The 14,141-nt window shown below is 67.5% G+C and carries 13 protein-coding genes; 3 read left to right on the plus strand and 10 right to left on the minus strand.

The annotated features are described in order from the left end of the window. Positions 1-129: 129 nt before the first annotated feature. From CAL29_RS29280 to CAL29_RS29295, 4 genes are all read right to left on the minus strand, one after another. Positions 130-1,194, minus strand: a complete 1,065-nt coding sequence (locus CAL29_RS29280) for a branched-chain amino acid ABC transporter permease (RefSeq protein WP_094856378.1) — start codon at positions 1,192-1,194, stop codon at positions 130-132. Positions 1,195-1,214: 20 nt separating this feature from the next. After that, positions 1,215-2,144 (minus strand): branched-chain amino acid ABC transporter permease, encoded by a 930-nt coding sequence (locus CAL29_RS29285; protein ID WP_094856379.1) that lies wholly within the window; start codon positions 2,142-2,144, stop codon positions 1,215-1,217. A gap of 18 nt (positions 2,145-2,162) precedes the next feature. After that, positions 2,163-2,966, minus strand: a complete 804-nt coding sequence (locus CAL29_RS29290; RefSeq protein WP_094856380.1) for an ABC transporter ATP-binding protein — start codon at positions 2,964-2,966, stop codon at positions 2,163-2,165. A gap of 118 nt (positions 2,967-3,084) precedes the next feature. Next, entirely contained in the window at positions 3,085-5,031 is a 1,947-nt protein-coding gene (locus CAL29_RS29295; protein WP_179284268.1) for an AMP-dependent synthetase/ligase, read from the minus strand. A gap of 303 nt (positions 5,032-5,334) precedes the next feature. Here CAL29_RS29295 and CAL29_RS29300 point away from each other — a divergent pair, with 303 nt between their 5' ends. Continuing rightward, positions 5,335-6,039 (plus strand): Crp/Fnr family transcriptional regulator, encoded by a 705-nt coding sequence (locus tag CAL29_RS29300; RefSeq protein ID WP_094856382.1) that lies wholly within the window; start codon positions 5,335-5,337, stop codon positions 6,037-6,039. 112 nt (positions 6,040-6,151) lie between these two features. On the opposite strand, the gene CAL29_RS29305 is transcribed toward CAL29_RS29300, so the two are convergent. The 5 genes from CAL29_RS29305 to CAL29_RS29325 form a co-directional block, all read right to left on the minus strand. Next, the gene (locus tag CAL29_RS29305) at positions 6,152-6,874 is read right to left on the minus strand and encodes an ABC transporter ATP-binding protein (RefSeq protein WP_094856383.1); all 723 of its coding nucleotides are present in this window, start codon (positions 6,872-6,874) and stop codon (positions 6,152-6,154) included. Positions 6,875-6,942: 68 nt separating this feature from the next. Next, the gene (locus tag CAL29_RS29310) at positions 6,943-8,865 is read right to left on the minus strand and encodes a branched-chain amino acid ABC transporter ATP-binding protein/permease (RefSeq protein WP_094856982.1); all 1,923 of its coding nucleotides are present in this window, start codon (positions 8,863-8,865) and stop codon (positions 6,943-6,945) included. Positions 8,866-8,867: 2 nt separating this feature from the next. Then, the gene (locus CAL29_RS29315; RefSeq protein WP_094856983.1) at positions 8,868-9,740 is read right to left on the minus strand and encodes a branched-chain amino acid ABC transporter permease; all 873 of its coding nucleotides are present in this window, start codon (positions 9,738-9,740) and stop codon (positions 8,868-8,870) included. 135 nt (positions 9,741-9,875) lie between these two features. After that, complete coding sequence (locus CAL29_RS29320; RefSeq protein WP_094856384.1) at positions 9,876-11,108, minus strand: ABC transporter substrate-binding protein; 1,233 nt, start codon at positions 11,106-11,108, stop codon at positions 9,876-9,878. 421 nt (positions 11,109-11,529) lie between these two features. Continuing rightward, on the minus strand, positions 11,530-12,165 hold the full coding sequence (locus CAL29_RS29325) for a LysE/ArgO family amino acid transporter (RefSeq protein WP_094856385.1): 636 nt from the start codon (positions 12,163-12,165) through the stop codon (positions 11,530-11,532). Between the two features lie 239 nt (positions 12,166-12,404). On the opposite strand from CAL29_RS29325, the gene CAL29_RS29330 reads away from it, so the two are divergent. Both CAL29_RS29330 and CAL29_RS29335 read left to right on the plus strand, forming a co-directional pair. Beyond that, the gene (locus tag CAL29_RS29330) at positions 12,405-13,361 is read left to right on the plus strand and encodes a LysR family transcriptional regulator ArgP (protein ID WP_094856386.1); all 957 of its coding nucleotides are present in this window, start codon (positions 12,405-12,407) and stop codon (positions 13,359-13,361) included. A gap of 22 nt (positions 13,362-13,383) precedes the next feature. After that, complete coding sequence (locus tag CAL29_RS29335) at positions 13,384-13,947, plus strand: copper chaperone PCu(A)C (RefSeq protein WP_094856387.1); 564 nt, start codon at positions 13,384-13,386, stop codon at positions 13,945-13,947. A 49-nt stretch (positions 13,948-13,996) separates the two neighbouring features. On the opposite strand, the gene CAL29_RS32160 is transcribed toward CAL29_RS29335, so the two are convergent. After that, on the minus strand, positions 13,997-14,122 hold the full coding sequence (locus CAL29_RS32160; RefSeq protein ID WP_256977794.1) for a hypothetical protein: 126 nt from the start codon (positions 14,120-14,122) through the stop codon (positions 13,997-13,999). Positions 14,123-14,141: the final 19 nt, after the last annotated feature.

The raw sequence follows: 14,141 nt of genomic DNA on the forward strand, positions 1-14,141 counted from the left end.
CCACTACCTCCAGGGGTGCTCTCTGGCACCGTGACAGGCCCGGTCCACGCCGGGCGAACGCGTGCAGCCGGTGGCGGTATCGCTCGTGGCGTACCGTGCCGGATGCGCCAACCTCGGCGCCGCGGCCGTTCAATACGGAAACGGCCACAGGCGCAATTTCTCCTTGGCGACGCTCCACAAACGCGCCAGGCCGTGCGGCTCGGCGATCAGGAAAACGACGATGAGGGCGCCGAACACCATGTGCTCGATGTGCGAAGCCGTGTCCACCGCCAGCGGCAGGCCCAGCAGGCCCGGGATGTTCGACAGCAGCACGGGCACCAGCACGATGAAGGCCGCGCCGAAGAAGCAGCCGAGGATGGAGCCCAGGCCGCCGATGATGACCATGAACAGCAACTGGAAGGAACGGCTCAGGTCGAACGCCAGCGGCTCCCACGACCCCAGGTGGATGAAGCCCCACAGCGCGCCCGCCACGCCGACGATGAAGGAGCTGACGGCGAAGGCGGTCAGCTTGGCGTGCATGGGCCGGATGCCGATCACCGACGCCGCCACGTCCATGTCGCGGATGGCCATCCATTCCCGCCCGACGGCGCCGCGCACGAGGTTCTTGACCAGCAGCGTGAAGCCGCACACCAGCGCCAGCACGAAAAGGTATTTCTCCATCGCGCTTTGCAGGGGCAGGCCGAAGACGGTGAGCGGCGGCACGGACACGTTGCCGGAGGACGAATAATTGGTGAAGTAGGGAATCCGCAAAAAGGCCCAGTCGACGAAGAACTGCGCGGCCAGCGTCGCCACCGCCAGGTACAGCCCGCGGATGCGCAGGCTGGGAATGCCGAATATCACGCCGACCACGGTGGCGCACAGCCCGCCCAGCACGATCTGCAACAGCAGCGGCATGCCGGGCATGCGCACGCCGAAATTCCAGGCGGCGTACGCGCCCACCGCCATGAAGGCGCCCGTGCCCAGCGAGATCTGGCCGCAATAACCCACCAGCACGTTCAGGCCCACGGCGGCCAGCGACAGGATGAGGAAAGGGATGAGGATGGCGCGCAGCAGGTAGTCGCTGGCCAGCAGGGGCACGGCGACGAAGGCCACGGCCAGCAGCAGCAGGATGAAGATACGGTCCTGCCGGATCGGGAAGATCTGCTGGTCGGCCAGGTAGCTGGTCTTGAACTGGCCGTTCTCGCGGTAGAACATGGTCGCGCCTCCCTTGGCCGTCAGACGCGGTCGATGATTTTTTCGCCGAACAGGCCTTGCGGCCGGAACAGCAGGAAGACCAGCGCCAGCACGTAGGCGAACCAGATTTCGATGCCGCCGCCGACCAGCGAGCCCAGGTAGACCTCGGAAAGCTTCTCGCCCACGCCGATGATCAGGCCGCCCAGGATGGCGCCGGGCACCGAGGTCAGGCCGCCCAGGATCACCACCGGCAAGGCGCGCAAGGCCGCGGTGGACAGCGTGAACTGCACGCCGAACTTCGAGCCCCAGATCACGCCCGCCACCAGCGCCACCAGGCCGGCCACGCTCCACACCACCACCCAGATGCGGTTCAGCGGAATGCCGACGGACTGGGCCGCCTGGTGATCGTCGGCCACCGCGCGCAAGGCGCGTCCGGTGGAGGTGTACTGGAAGAACAGCGCCAGGGCGGCCACCAGCAGCGCCGCCACCACCGCCGCGGCCAGGTCCTCCAGGTTGATCAGGAGGCCGCCCTCGAAGACGGAATCCAGGATGATGGCCGGGTCCTTGGGCATGCCGACGTTGATCGAATACACCGAACTGCCGAAGGCAATCTGGCCCAGGCCGTCGAGGAAATAGCTGATGCCCAGCGTCGCCATCAACAGCGTGGTGGCCTCCTGGTTGACCAGGTGGCGCAGCACGAATTTCTCCACCGCCACCGCCAGCGCGAACATCACCGCCGCCGCCACGATGAACGCCAGCACGTTGGCCAGCAGGGCGTTATGGAATCCCAGCCAGCGCGGGGTCCATTCGGAAAAGCGCGCCATGGCCAGCGCCGCCACCAGCACCATGGCGCCCTGGGCGAAATTGAAGACGCCGGACGCCTTGAAGATCAGCACGAAGCCCAGGCCGACCAGGGCGTAGAGCATGCCGCTCATCAGACCGCCGAACAGCGTTTCGAGAAAGAATCCCATGCCGCCCTCCTCCGGCGTTCAGTGCGCCACGCCCAGGTAGGCGCGGACGACGTCGGGATGGGCGCGCACCTCGTCGGGCTCGCCGTCGCCGATCTTCTTGCCGTAGTCCAGCACCACCACCCGGTCGGAAATGTCCATCACCACGCCCATGTCGTGCTCGATCAGGACGATGGTGGTGCCGAACTCGTCGTTGACGTCGAGGATGTAGCGGCTCATGTCCTGCTTCTCCTCGATATTCATGCCCGCCATGGGCTCGTCCAGCAGCAGCAGGCGCGGCTCCATGGCCAGGGCGCGCCCCAGGTCGACGCGCTTCTGCAAGCCGTAGGGCAGGCGTCCCACCGGCACCTTGCGGTAGGCCTGGATCTCCAGGAAGTCGATGATGTTCTCGACGAACTCGCGGTGGCGGCTTTCCTCGCGCGCGGCGGGGCCGATGCGCAGGGCTTGCGCCAGCAGGCCGCATTTCATGCGCAGGTTGCGGCCGGTCATGATGTTGTCCAGCACGCTCATGCCCTTGAACAGCGCGAGGTTCTGGAAGGTGCGGGCGATGCCCATCTCCGCCGCGCGGCGCGGCGTCATGCGCATATCGTCGCGGCCGTCGAAGGCGATGGCGCCTTGCTGCGGCGTATAGACGCCGTTGATGACGTTGAGCATGGAGCTCTTGCCGGCGCCGTTGGGGCCGATGATGGCGCGGATCTCGTGCTCGCGCACATTGAAGGAAATATCGGTCAGCGCCTTGACGCCGCCGAAGGACAGCGAGATGTTCCGCATGTCGAGAATGACGTCGCCGCCGCGCCGCGAACGCGCGTCCTGCCGCGGCGCCATCGGGTCCACGACGGTCAGGGCGGCGGCAGGCTGACCGGGCGCAGCGCACGCGTGACCGGCCGCGGGCGCCGCCCCCGCGAGGGGTGGCGGGCTGGCGCGCAGGGGGTGGGATCTCATCTCAGGCCGCCTCCCCGGCCAGCGCGGGGAAGACCCGCGCGTCGCGCAGTTTCAGGTCCGCGGCGATGCGGCCGCTGCGGCCGTCCTCGAACTTCACCTCGGTCTCGACGTATTGCGTGGCCTGCCCCGCGAACAGCGCGTCCACCAGCACGGCGTACTTCTGCGCGATGAAGGCGCGCCGCACCTTGCGCGTGCGCGTCAGCTCGTCGTCGTCCGGGTCCAGCTCCTTGTGCAGGATGAGAAAACGCCGCACCTGCGAGGCCGCCAGGCGGGGATCGCGCGCCAGCTCGGCATTGGCCTGCTCGACGCAGCCCAGGATCAGTGCGTGGACTTCATCCTTGCCGGCCAGGTCGGCATAGCCGGCATAGGGCAGCCCACGCCGCTCGGCCCAGTTGCCGACTGCCTCCAGGTCGATGTTGACGAAGGCGCACACCCGGTCGCGGCCGGCGCCGAAGGCCACCGCTTCCTTGATGTACGGGAAGAACTTCAGCTTGTTCTCGATGTACTTGGGCGCGAACAGGCTGCCGTCCGAGAGCTTGCCGACGTCCTTGGCGCGATCGATGATCTTCAACTGGCCGTCCAGGTCCAGGTAGCCGGCGTCGCCGGTATGGAACCAGCCGTCCTCGCCGCGCGCTTCGCGCGTGGCCGCCGGGTTGCGGTAATACTCCTTGAACAGGCCCGGACTGCGCACCAGGATCTCGCCGTCGTCGGCGACCTTGATCTCCACCCCCGCCACCGGCGGTCCCACGGTGTCGGCGCGCACCTTGCCGTCGGGCTGCACGCAGACGAACACCGAGGTCTCGGTGGAACCGTACAACTGCTTGAGGTTGATCCCCAGCGAGCGGTAGAAGGTGAAGAGGTCGGGCCCGATGGCCTCGCCCGCGGTATAGGCCACGCGCACGCGGCTCATGCCCAGCGCGTTGCGCAGCGGCCCGTAGATCAGCACGTCGCCCAGGGCATAGCGCAGCCGGTCGTACGGGCCCACCGCCTCGCCGTCCAGGATGCGCACGCCGACCCGCCGCGCCAGGTCCATGCAGGCCTTGAACAGGCGGCGCTTCAGGTAGCCCGCGTCTTCCATGCGGATCAGCACGCGCGTCAGCAGGTCTTCCAGGATACGCGGCGGCGCGAAGTAGTAGGTCGGGCCGATGTCGCGCATATCGATGGCCACGGTGGACGGCGATTCCGGGTGGTTGACGGTGAAACCGGTGACCAGCAACTGCGTGTAGGAAAACATGTTCTGCCCGATCCACGCCGGCGGCAGATAGGCCAGCACGTCCTCGCGGTCGGTCAGCCTCTCCATGTCCTGCACCGCGCGGGCCCGGTCGATCAGCGCCGCGTGGGTCAGCACCACGCCCTTGGGCCGGCCGGTGGTGCCGGAGGTGTAGAACATGGCCGCGGCGTCATGCGGGCGCACCGCGGCCACCGCGCGGTCGAAGAAGGCGGGATCCCGCGCCGCGTGCGCATCCCCGGCGGCCAGCAGCGCGTCGAAGGACGTCAGCATGGGATCGGCGTAGTGGCGCAGCCCGCGCGGATCGTCGTAGACGACGCGGCGCAGGTCCGGGCAGGACGCCCGCGCCTCCAGCATCTTGTCGACCTGCTCCTGGTCCTCGGCGATCGCCACGCCGATGGCCGCATCGCGCAGCACGTAGGCCATTTCCTGCGCGATGGCGTCCTGGTACAACGGCACCGGGATCGCGCCCAGCGCCTGGGCCGCCATCATGGAAATATAGAGACGCGGACGGTTCTCGCCGACCACCGCCACGTGCTGGCCCGGCGCCACGCCCTCGGCGGCCAGGCCGTGCGCGGCGCGGCGCACCAGGGCCGCGACCTGCGCCCAGCTCAGGGTTTGCCAGATGCCCAGGTGCTTTTCCCGAATCGCGGGACGGTCGCCGCGCACGCGCGCATGCGCCAGCAGCAGGGCGGGAAAGGTGTCCGCCGCCGCCGGCATCGGCGAGGATGCAGACAGGTCTTGCGCCACGTTGTCTCCTGTTCGGATCCGGAAGCGTCGTCCTGCCCGGTGTGACGATCGGTGGACCGTCACACCCCTAGCGACCTCCGGCCCTTGTCCTTATCGGTATCGGGCTGCGCTTGCTGCTGTATGGCTGCGCTCGAGTGCATCTGAGCGCGTGTGAGTGCGCTTGGCTGCGCCTGGCTGGCGCCTGAGTGCACCCAAGCGCACTTAAGGTATAAGGTTAAAAATCAGTCAACTGTCGTCCCTACGACATTTCATAGTCTTTTAGGGTATATCCCGATGCAGCATGCCGCCGACTCATTGCAGCTATCCGCCGCCTGGCTCCGTGTGCTGACCGCGCAGGAGCAGGCGCGGGTGCTCAAGGACCTGACCGTCCAGCAGGCGACGGCGGGGACCATCATCGAGCGCAAGGGCGAACTCGGCCAGGCCTGGATCGGCGTCCTGGCCGGACTGGTGAAAGTGTCGGTGGGCAATGCGGACGGCAAGCTGGCCTCGCTGACCGGCGTGCCGGCGGGCGGATGGATCGGGGAAGGCACGCTGCTCAAGCGCGAGATCCGCAAGTACGACGTCGTCGCCCTGCGCGACTCCGTCATCGCGCGCCTGCCGGCGGCGACCTTCGAATTCCTGCTGGACACCAGCATTCCCTTCAACCGCTACCTGCTGCAGCAGCTCAACGAACGGGTGGCGCAATTCATCGGCAAGGCGGAGAACGACCGCCTGCTCGACACCGACGCGCGCGTCGCGCGCTGCCTGGCGGAATTGTTCAATCCCCTGCTCTATCCCGGCATGGGCATGAAGCTGGCCATCACGCAGGAAGAGGTCGGCTACCTGGCGCGGGTCTCGCGACAGCGCGCCAACCAGGCCCTGGGCGCGCTGGAGGGGGCCGGCCTGCTGCGCGTGGAATACGGCGGCGTGCGGGTGCTGGACCTGGAAGGGCTGAAGCATTACGGGGAGGATCCGCTGGCGGGCAAGGGGCTGCCTTGATTAGTCCTGGTCTGCCCCGGCCAGCTCCGGTTTGCCTTATCTGCCTGATCTGCCCCGGCTTGCGCCGGCCTGCCCGGTCCGCTCCGGCCTTCTCTTCCCCGCCCCGCCTCGGTCAGTGCGACCCGCCGAGATAGGCCGCCACCACCGCCGGATCGTGGCGCAGCTTGTCGGGGGTGCCGTGCACCGAGATGCGGCCGTTCTCCAGCACGTAGCCGTAGTCCGCCACGTTCAGCGCGGCCGCCGCGAACTGCTCCACCAGGAGCATGGTGACGCCCTCCTCCTTCAGGCGGCCGATGATGCGGAAGACCTCTTCCACGAGAATCGGCGCCAGCCCCATGGACGGCTCGTCCAGCAGCACCAGTTCGGGATTGAGCATGACGGCGCGCGCCATGGCCAGCATCTGCTGTTCGCCGCCGGACAGCGTGCCGGCCAACTGGGTCCGTCTTTCCTTCAGGCGCGGAAAGAGCTCCATGGCGCGTTCCAGGTCCCCCTCGACGTCGCCGCGCGGACGCTTGCCCGTCAGGCGCGGATAGGCGCCCAGCCGCAGGTTGTCGGCCACGGACAAGGTCGGGAACACGCGCCGGCCCTCCGGCGAATGCGCCAGGCCGAGACGGGCGATGCGATGCGAGTCCATGCCGTCGATGCGCTGCGCGCCCAGCGTGATTTCCCCCGCCGTGGGCTTGATCATGCCCGACAGCGCGCGCATCGTGGTGGTCTTGCCGGCGCCGTTGGAGCCGATCAGCGTCACCACCTTGGCCTTCGGCACATCCATGCTGATGCCGTGCAGGACCTTGACTTTGCCATAGCCGGCTTCGAGGTTCTTGATGGATAACATGTCCGGTTCCTGTTCTTCGATATTCCGCGCCTGCGCCCGCGCTCGGGCGCGGTGCCCGGGCGCCCGCCTCAGGCGGCCGACCCGCCCAGGTAGGCTTCCACCACCCGGGGATTGGCCTGCACCTCCGCCGGCAATCCTTCGGCGATCTTCTGCCCGAAGTCCAGCACCGACACCGTGTCGCAGACGCCCATCACCACGTCCATGTGATGCTCGATGAGGATCAGGGTGATGCCGTGATCGCGAACCTTGCGGATGATGGTCAGCAGCTCGGCGATGTCGGGCGCGGTCAGGCCGGCGGCCGGCTCGTCGAGCAGCAGCAGTTGCGGGTCCAGCGCCAGCGCGCGGGCGATCTCCAGCAGGCGCTGCTTGCCGTAGGGCAGGTTGCGCGCCTCCTCGTCGGCCAGGTTGTCCAGGCCGACGAATTCCAGCAGGGCCAGGGCGCGCGCCCGCGCCGCGTTTTCCTCGCGCTTCCAGCGCGGCGTGCGCAGGGCGATGTTGGCCAGGCCGGTGCGGAAGGTGTGGTGCAGGCCGACCAGGACGTTTTCCAGCGCGGTCATTTCGCCGAACAGCGCCACGTTCTGGAAGGTGCGCGCCACGCCGGCCGAGGCGATCTGCGCCGGCACCAGGCCCACCAGCGAGCGGCCGTCGAAATCCACCGCGCCCGCGGTGGGCACGTAGATGCCGCTCAGCACGTTCATCATGGTGCTCTTGCCCGAGCCGTTGGGCCCGATGAGCCCATGGATGGAACCCCGGCGCACCACCAGGTCGACCTGGTTCAGAGCGCGCAGGCCGCCGAACTGCATCAGGATGCCCTTGGCGGCCAGCAGCTCCTGGCCATGATCGACGCGCGCCTGCGGCACGGCGTCGGCTTCCTGGACCAGCTCCTTCTTCACCGCCAGCGCGGCGCGATGCGTGTTGAAGAACAGGTTGCGCACGAAGCCGACGATGCCGTCCGGCAGGTAGTACACGACGAAGAGGATCATCAGGCCGAAGATGGTCAGGCGCCAGTCCGTCAACGCCTCCATCCAGTAGGCGAACACCGTCAGCGCCACCGTGCCGACGACCGGCACCGCCATGCGCCGCGCCGTGGTGCGGCCCTTGGCGACCGCCACGGCGCCGCCTATGGCGACCAGCAGCGCCAGGCCCAGGGCGATCAGGCGGAAGGTCTCGATGTCGTCCAGCATCTTGGGCAGCAGCACCACGATGGCGGCGCCCAGCAAGGCGCCCACGCGCGTCTTGCGGCCGCCCATGATGATGGCCAGCAGGAACAGGATGGTGAGCTCGAAGTTGTAGGTGTTGGGCGAGATGTATTGCTCGGAATAGGAATAGAGCCCGCCCGCCAGGCCGGCGAAACCGGCGCTGATGACGAAGGCCACCACCTTGTAGCGGTACACCGAGACGCCCATGCAGTCCGCGGCGATGGGGCTGTCGCGCAAGGCCTCGAAGGTGCGGCCGATGTGCGACTTCAGGATGCGGTGCACCACCAGCAGCGCCAGCGCCAGCAAGGCGCCGACGAGCCAGAAGTACTCGCGCTTGTCCAGCATGTGGCCGCCGATGAGGGGCTTGTCGATCTTGATGCCCATGGGCCCTTCGGTCAGGAAGCTCATCTCGTTGATGAGGATCTGGATGATGGTGCCGAAGGCCAGCGTGACCATGGCCAGGTAGGGGCCGATCACGCGCAGCGCCGGCAGGGCCAGGATGGCGCCGAAGCAGGCGGTAATGGCGATGGCCGCCGGCAGCGTGAGCCAGATCGGCCATTGCAGGTGGAAGAACAGCACGCCCACGACATAGGAGCCGATGCCGAACAGGCCGGCATGGCCCAGCGACACCTGCCCCGTGTAGCCCACCACGATATCCAGCCCGAACAGCAGGATGGCGTAGATCATGATGGTTTCGATGAGGTGCAGGTAATACGGGTTGCCCACGGCCAGCGGCAGGCCGACCAGGAAGACGATGCCCAGAATCGAGGCGATCAGGGTAAGCGGTTTCATCATCAGACCTTCTTGATCGCGGTCTTGCCGAACAGGCCGGCGGGCTTGAACGCGAGGACCAGCAGCAACAGCACCAGGCCCGGCACGTCCTTGTAGCCGGTCGAAATATAGAAACCGGTCGTGGTCTCGGCGATGCCGAGGATGAGGCCGCCGACCACCACGCCGGCGCCGCTGGACAGGCCGCCGATGATGGCGACGGCGAAGGCCTTCAGGCCCAGCACCGCGCCCATGGTGGCGCCGGTCAGGGTGAGCGGCGCGATGAGCACGCCCGCGAAGGACGCGGTCAGCGAGGACAGCGCGTACGAGAAGGTGATGACCAGCCCCGTGTTGATCCCCATCAGGCCGGCGGCGTCGCGGTCGTTGGAGGTGGCGACGAAGGCCTTGCCGTGGATGGACTTGCGGTTGAAGAGCTCCACCAGCAGCATCATGGCCAGCGCGCCGAACACCACCAGCAGCTCCATGGGCAGCACGTTGGCGCCGGCCAGCTTGATGGGCGCGACCGGCAGCGGCGAGGGAAAGGGCAGGTCGTCGCGGCCCCAGACGTTTTCCGCGACGTTGCGGAAAATGATGCCCAGCGCGATGGTGGCCATGATCCAGCCGAACTCGGACCGCGTCTTGATGGCGGGCCGCACGGCGATGCGCTCCACCACCGCGCCCTGGATGAAACCGAAGACGCAGACGATGGGCACCATCAGCCAGTAGTTGACGCCCAGTCCCACCAGGGTCAGGCCGACCAGCGCGCCCAGCATCAGGGCTTCGCCCTGGCCGAAGTTCAGCGTGCCGGAGGTGGCGAAGGTGAGTTGATAGCCGAAGGCGATGACCGCGTAGATCATGCCCAGCGCGATCCCGCTGTAGATGAGTTGCAAGAGAATCATCGGATTTTCCGCGAAGAAACCCATCCCCCGCCCGGCCGGCGCCGCATCCCGGAAATTCCGGTGCGCGGCGCCTGGGCGGGGGGCTGCTTACTGCCTGGCCTTGGTACGGCCTTTGCCTGGTCTTGCTTCGCCGGCCTATTTCGACGTGGCTGCCGACGCGCTGCTGTCCTTCTTGCGCGGCTGGGCGGTGGTCTTCAGGTCGTCCGGATAGGCGTAGACCACGCGGCCGTCCTTGACCTCGCCGAACACCACCAGGTTGGGCGTGATGGCGTCGTGGTCGTCGTGCGTGAACGGATGGTCGTAGGTCATGACCACGCCTTCCACCGGCGTCTTCAGGTCTTCCAGCGCGGCGCGCACCTTGGGACCGTCGGTCGAGTTGGCCTGGGTGATGGCCGCCGCCAGCAGGTAGATGGAGTCATAGCCCTGCGCCGCCGACACCGGCGAATCGATGCGGTTGTTCTTGGGCTTGAACTTGGCCAGGTAGGCGTCGATGAAGGCCTTGCGCTTGGGCGTGTTGGGTTCCTGGATGAAGGTCTGCGGCATGCGCGCGCCGGCGCCGTTGGGGCCGGCATTGTCGATGTAGTTGGCCATCGACAGCGTCCAGCTTCCGACGATGGGCACCTTCCAGCCCAGCTTGGCCATGCCGTTGGCGATCTGCGCCAGCTCGGGGCCGATGCCGTAGGTCAGCACGGCCTGGGCGCCCGCCTCCTTGGACTTCAACAACTGGGCCGTCATGTCGACGTCCTTGATGTTGAATTTTTCCGTCGCCACGGCCTTCACGCCCTTGGCGGCCAGGGCCTTCTCCAGGTCCTCGCGGCCCAGTTGGCCGTAGTTGGTGGAGTCCGCCAGGATCGCCACCTTCTTGTAGCCGCTGCGGACCACGGCTTCCTCGACGATCATCGGCGCCTGGATGCTGTCGTTGGCGGCGTTGCGGAAGACGTAGTTGTCGGGATACTGCGGCGGCTTGAACTGGTGCGTAATGATGCTGCCGGTGGCGACGTTGTTGAAGACGGGAATCTTCGCATCCTGGAAGAAGCGCTGCGAAGCCAGCGCCACGCCGGTGTTGATGTAGCCGACGACGGCAGCGACCTGCTCCTTGTTGATCAGCTCCTGCGCGATCTGCACGCCGCGCTCGTTCTTGGCCTCGTCGTCGCGCTCGATCAGGACCAGTTGGCGTCCCAGCACGCCGCCGTTCTTGTTGATTTCCTCCGCGGCCAGGCGCACGCCGTCGCGCATGCTGACGCCCATCGAGGAAGACCCGCCGGTGTAAGGACCGCTGACGCCGATCTTGATGGGATCGGCGGCGTGGGCGCCCCCTGCGCAAGCCAGGGCCACGGCGCCGACGAGCAGCTTGATGCGATGATTCATTAATGTCTCCTTTATGATTTTTACTGCGTAGGACCGCTTGATTCTTGAGACTTTCCTGCCTGCCTGGATCGCTTGCCCGAAACGGTATTGCGCGGGCATGCAGCACCCGGGACGCGCGATCGGCAAGCCTCGCGCGCCGGCGGATGTATCGCTGGTGTTCTGGTCTCCCTACTCGTCTTCTTCTGATCGGTGCGCCCGCATGTGCATCGTTCCCGGCGGGGAAATCGATGGGCGGCCGCCTTGGTGTAAATGATAGTGACAGTGCGGCGAGGGCTCAATGGCGCGCGCACTAGGGATTGCCCGCGTCGCCGCAAGCTTCGCGTAAGTTGCGATGCAGGAAGGGGGAGGAAGGCCCGAATCGGGGCGGTTCGCGCGTGTTTTTACGGGACGCGCAGCGCAGGGATGCGAAGCGCAGGGACCCCTAGGCCACCCGCAACAGCAGGCGCAGCGCCATGCCGGCCATGACGACCGCGATGCCGCCGTCCAGCACCCGCCAGATGCGGGCGTCGCGCAGCAAGGGCGCGGCCAGGCGCGCGCCGCCGCCGAGAATCAGCAGCCACAGCACGCTGGCGCAGACGGCGCCGGCGGCGAAGGCCACGCTGGCCGCGCCGAAGTTGTGCGCCAGCGCGCCGACCAGCGCCATGTCCAGCCAGAAATGCGGATTGAGCAGGGTGAAGGCCAGCGCGCCCAGCACCGCGCCGCGCCGAGTATGCGCCACCCGCGCGGCCGGCGCCAGGCCATCGCCCGCGCGCAGGGCGCGCCGCGCCGAACGCCAGGCGTAGAACGCCAGGAAGGCCGCGCCGCCCCAGCCCAGCACGGGCATCAGCCAGGGCGCCTGCTGGTCCAGGGCGCGCAAGCCCAGCGCGCTGGCGAAGATGACGACGGCATCGGACAGCCCGCAGACCAGCAGCACGCTGGGAAGATGCGCGCGCATCAGGCCCTGGCGCAGGATGAAGGCGCTCTGCGCGCCCACGGCGGCGAACAGGCCCAGCCCGGTGAGCAGGCCGGCGAGCCAGGCGTGCAGATCGAAAAAGGAGGAGGCGGCAATCGTGGACATGGACGTGATTCTGGCGCTGCCGGCGTCATTAGTTAAGCTAATTTTGTTTAGGTATATTTAGAGTTTCTAATGTCGTGGCATGATGGGCGCCTGGCGGCATTCCCGGTCCAGGGAACTCCGGCGGCGTTCCTGCGACTCATCTGTCGCCCTGTCCCGCTAAGAAGCTTATTCATCCCGATACAGCGAACCCCTCACCCTGAACCTCGCACCTTGAAACCCCGCACCGTGAGCCTCGTCCCGTGAACCTCGATTACGCCCAAGTCCGCGCCCTGGCGGCGGTGATCCGCGAGGGCAGCTTCGACCGCGCCGCGCAGGCGCTGAACGTCACGCCCTCGGCCATTTCGCAGCGGATCCGCGCGCTGGAAGACCGCACCGGCCGCCTGCTGGTGCAGCGGACCATTCCCGCCGTCGCCACCGCCGACGGCCAGGTCATCGTGCAATATGCGGAGCAGACGGCCCTGCTGGAGCACGACGCGCTGGCCCGGCTGGGCATGCTGGCCGACGATATGCCGCGGGCCACGCTGCCGGTGGCGGTGAACCACGACAGCCTGGAAACCTGGTTCATGGACGCCGCCATCCGGTTTTCCAGCGGCGTTACGAACGAAGCGGCCAACGGGGTGCTCAGCAGCCATCAGGTCACGCTGGACCTGCGCGCCGAGGACCAGGACCACACCGCCGCCCTGCTGCGCAACGGCACCGTGCTGGGCGCCGTCACCGCGCTCTCCGAGCCGGTGCAGGGTTGCCGCCTGCATGCCCTGGGCAGCATGCGCTACGTCGCCACCTGCAGCCCCGACTTCCATCGCCGCCATTTCGCCGGCGGCGTCAACGCGCAATCGCTGGGGCAGGCGCCGGTGCTGGTCTACAACCGCAAGGACGCGATGCAGGCCCGCTTCGCGCGCAAGATCATGGGCGACATTCCCTGGCAGCCGCCCGTCTGGTGGCTGCCTTCGGCGCGCGCCTTCGTCCAGGCCTCGCTGGCGGGCCTGGGCTGGACGATGAATCCGCTGGCCCTGATCCAGAAGGAACTGGACGACGGCGCCCTGGTGCCCTTGCGGGCCCGCGCCTATGAAGACACGCCGCTGTACTGGCAACACTGGCGGGTAAACTCGGACACCATGTCGGCCCTCACCGACGCCGTGCTCGCCGCCTCCCGCAACCTCATCCGCCGGAGCCGGCCCGAGCCGCGCGGCGCCTGACCCCAAACCAGGAGACCACCTCATGACCTTACGCAAATACGTCCTCGCCGCCGCCTTGGCGCTGGCCGCCCACGGCGCCGCGCACGCGCACGATTTCAAGGCCGGCGCCATCGAGATCGACGATCTCTGGATGCGGGCCACGGCGCCGGGCCAGTCCGTCGGCGGCGGCTATATGGAAATCGACAACGACGGCAAGCAGGCCGACCGCCTGCTGTCGATCACCTCGCCCATCGCCGACAGCGTGGAAATGCATGAGACGCGCACCGAGAACGGCGTGTCCAGCATGCGCGCCACCGGTCCCGTGACCATTCCGCCGGACAGCGAGATCAAGTTCGCGCCGGGCGGCTACCACCTGATGTTCCTCAAGCTCAAGCAGCCGCTGAAGCAGGGCGACGAGATCCCCGCCACGCTGGTGTTCGAGCACGCCGGCGCGGTCGACGTGAGGTTCAAGGTGAAGCCCATCGGCTATAAGGCAGGAAGCGGCGGCGCCATGAACCACGACATGGGGCATGGGATGGGGGACATGGGCAACATGGGGAATATGGGCAGCATGCCCGGCATGAATCACGGCACGATGCAACGCTGATGCCGGTCCCGGCCGCTGACCGGATACGCCGGATACGCCGGGCGCGCGCTCAGCCCTCGTCGCCGAGGACATAGGCCAGCAGGCAGGGATGCTGCGCCATGCTCGACCGGCAATCGTCCAGCATCAAGGCGATGAGGACCTTCTCGCGCCCCCGTCTTTCCTCCGGGCTGGACACGGCCTTCGTTCACTGAATG

The organism is Bordetella genomosp. 10 (assembly GCF_002261225.1).
In the GTDB taxonomy this organism is placed as follows: domain Bacteria; phylum Pseudomonadota; class Gammaproteobacteria; order Burkholderiales; family Burkholderiaceae_B; genus Bordetella_C.

What these genes read in the sequence shown, in the direction of transcription:
- CAL29_RS29300 (WP_094856382.1), top strand. Translation starts at nt 5,335, where the DNA reads ATGCAGCATGCCGCCGACTCATTGCAGCTATCCGCCGCCTGGCTCCGT.
- CAL29_RS29335 (WP_094856387.1), top strand. Translation starts at nt 13,384, where the DNA reads ATGACCTTACGCAAATACGTCCTCGCCGCCGCCTTGGCGCTGGCCGCC.
- CAL29_RS29320 (WP_094856384.1), bottom strand. Translation starts at nt 11,108, where the DNA reads ATGAATCATCGCATCAAGCTGCTCGTCGGCGCCGTGGCCCTGGCTTGC.
- CAL29_RS29310 (WP_094856982.1), bottom strand. Translation starts at nt 8,865, where the DNA reads ATGAAACCGCTTACCCTGATCGCCTCGATTCTGGGCATCGTCTTCCTG.
- CAL29_RS29305 (WP_094856383.1), bottom strand. Translation starts at nt 6,874, where the DNA reads ATGTTATCCATCAAGAACCTCGAAGCCGGCTATGGCAAAGTCAAGGTC.
- CAL29_RS29280 (WP_094856378.1), bottom strand. Translation starts at nt 1,194, where the DNA reads ATGTTCTACCGCGAGAACGGCCAGTTCAAGACCAGCTACCTGGCCGAC.
- CAL29_RS29295 (WP_179284268.1), bottom strand. Translation starts at nt 5,031, where the DNA reads ATGCCGGCGGCGGCGGACACCTTTCCCGCCCTGCTGCTGGCGCATGCG.
- CAL29_RS29285 (WP_094856379.1), bottom strand. Translation starts at nt 2,144, where the DNA reads ATGGGATTCTTTCTCGAAACGCTGTTCGGCGGTCTGATGAGCGGCATG.
- CAL29_RS29315 (WP_094856983.1), bottom strand. Translation starts at nt 9,740, where the DNA reads ATGATTCTCTTGCAACTCATCTACAGCGGGATCGCGCTGGGCATGATC.
- CAL29_RS29290 (WP_094856380.1), bottom strand. Translation starts at nt 2,966, where the DNA reads ATGGCGCCGCGGCAGGACGCGCGTTCGCGGCGCGGCGGCGACGTCATT.
- CAL29_RS29325 (WP_094856385.1), bottom strand. Translation starts at nt 12,165, where the DNA reads ATGTCCACGATTGCCGCCTCCTCCTTTTTCGATCTGCACGCCTGGCTC.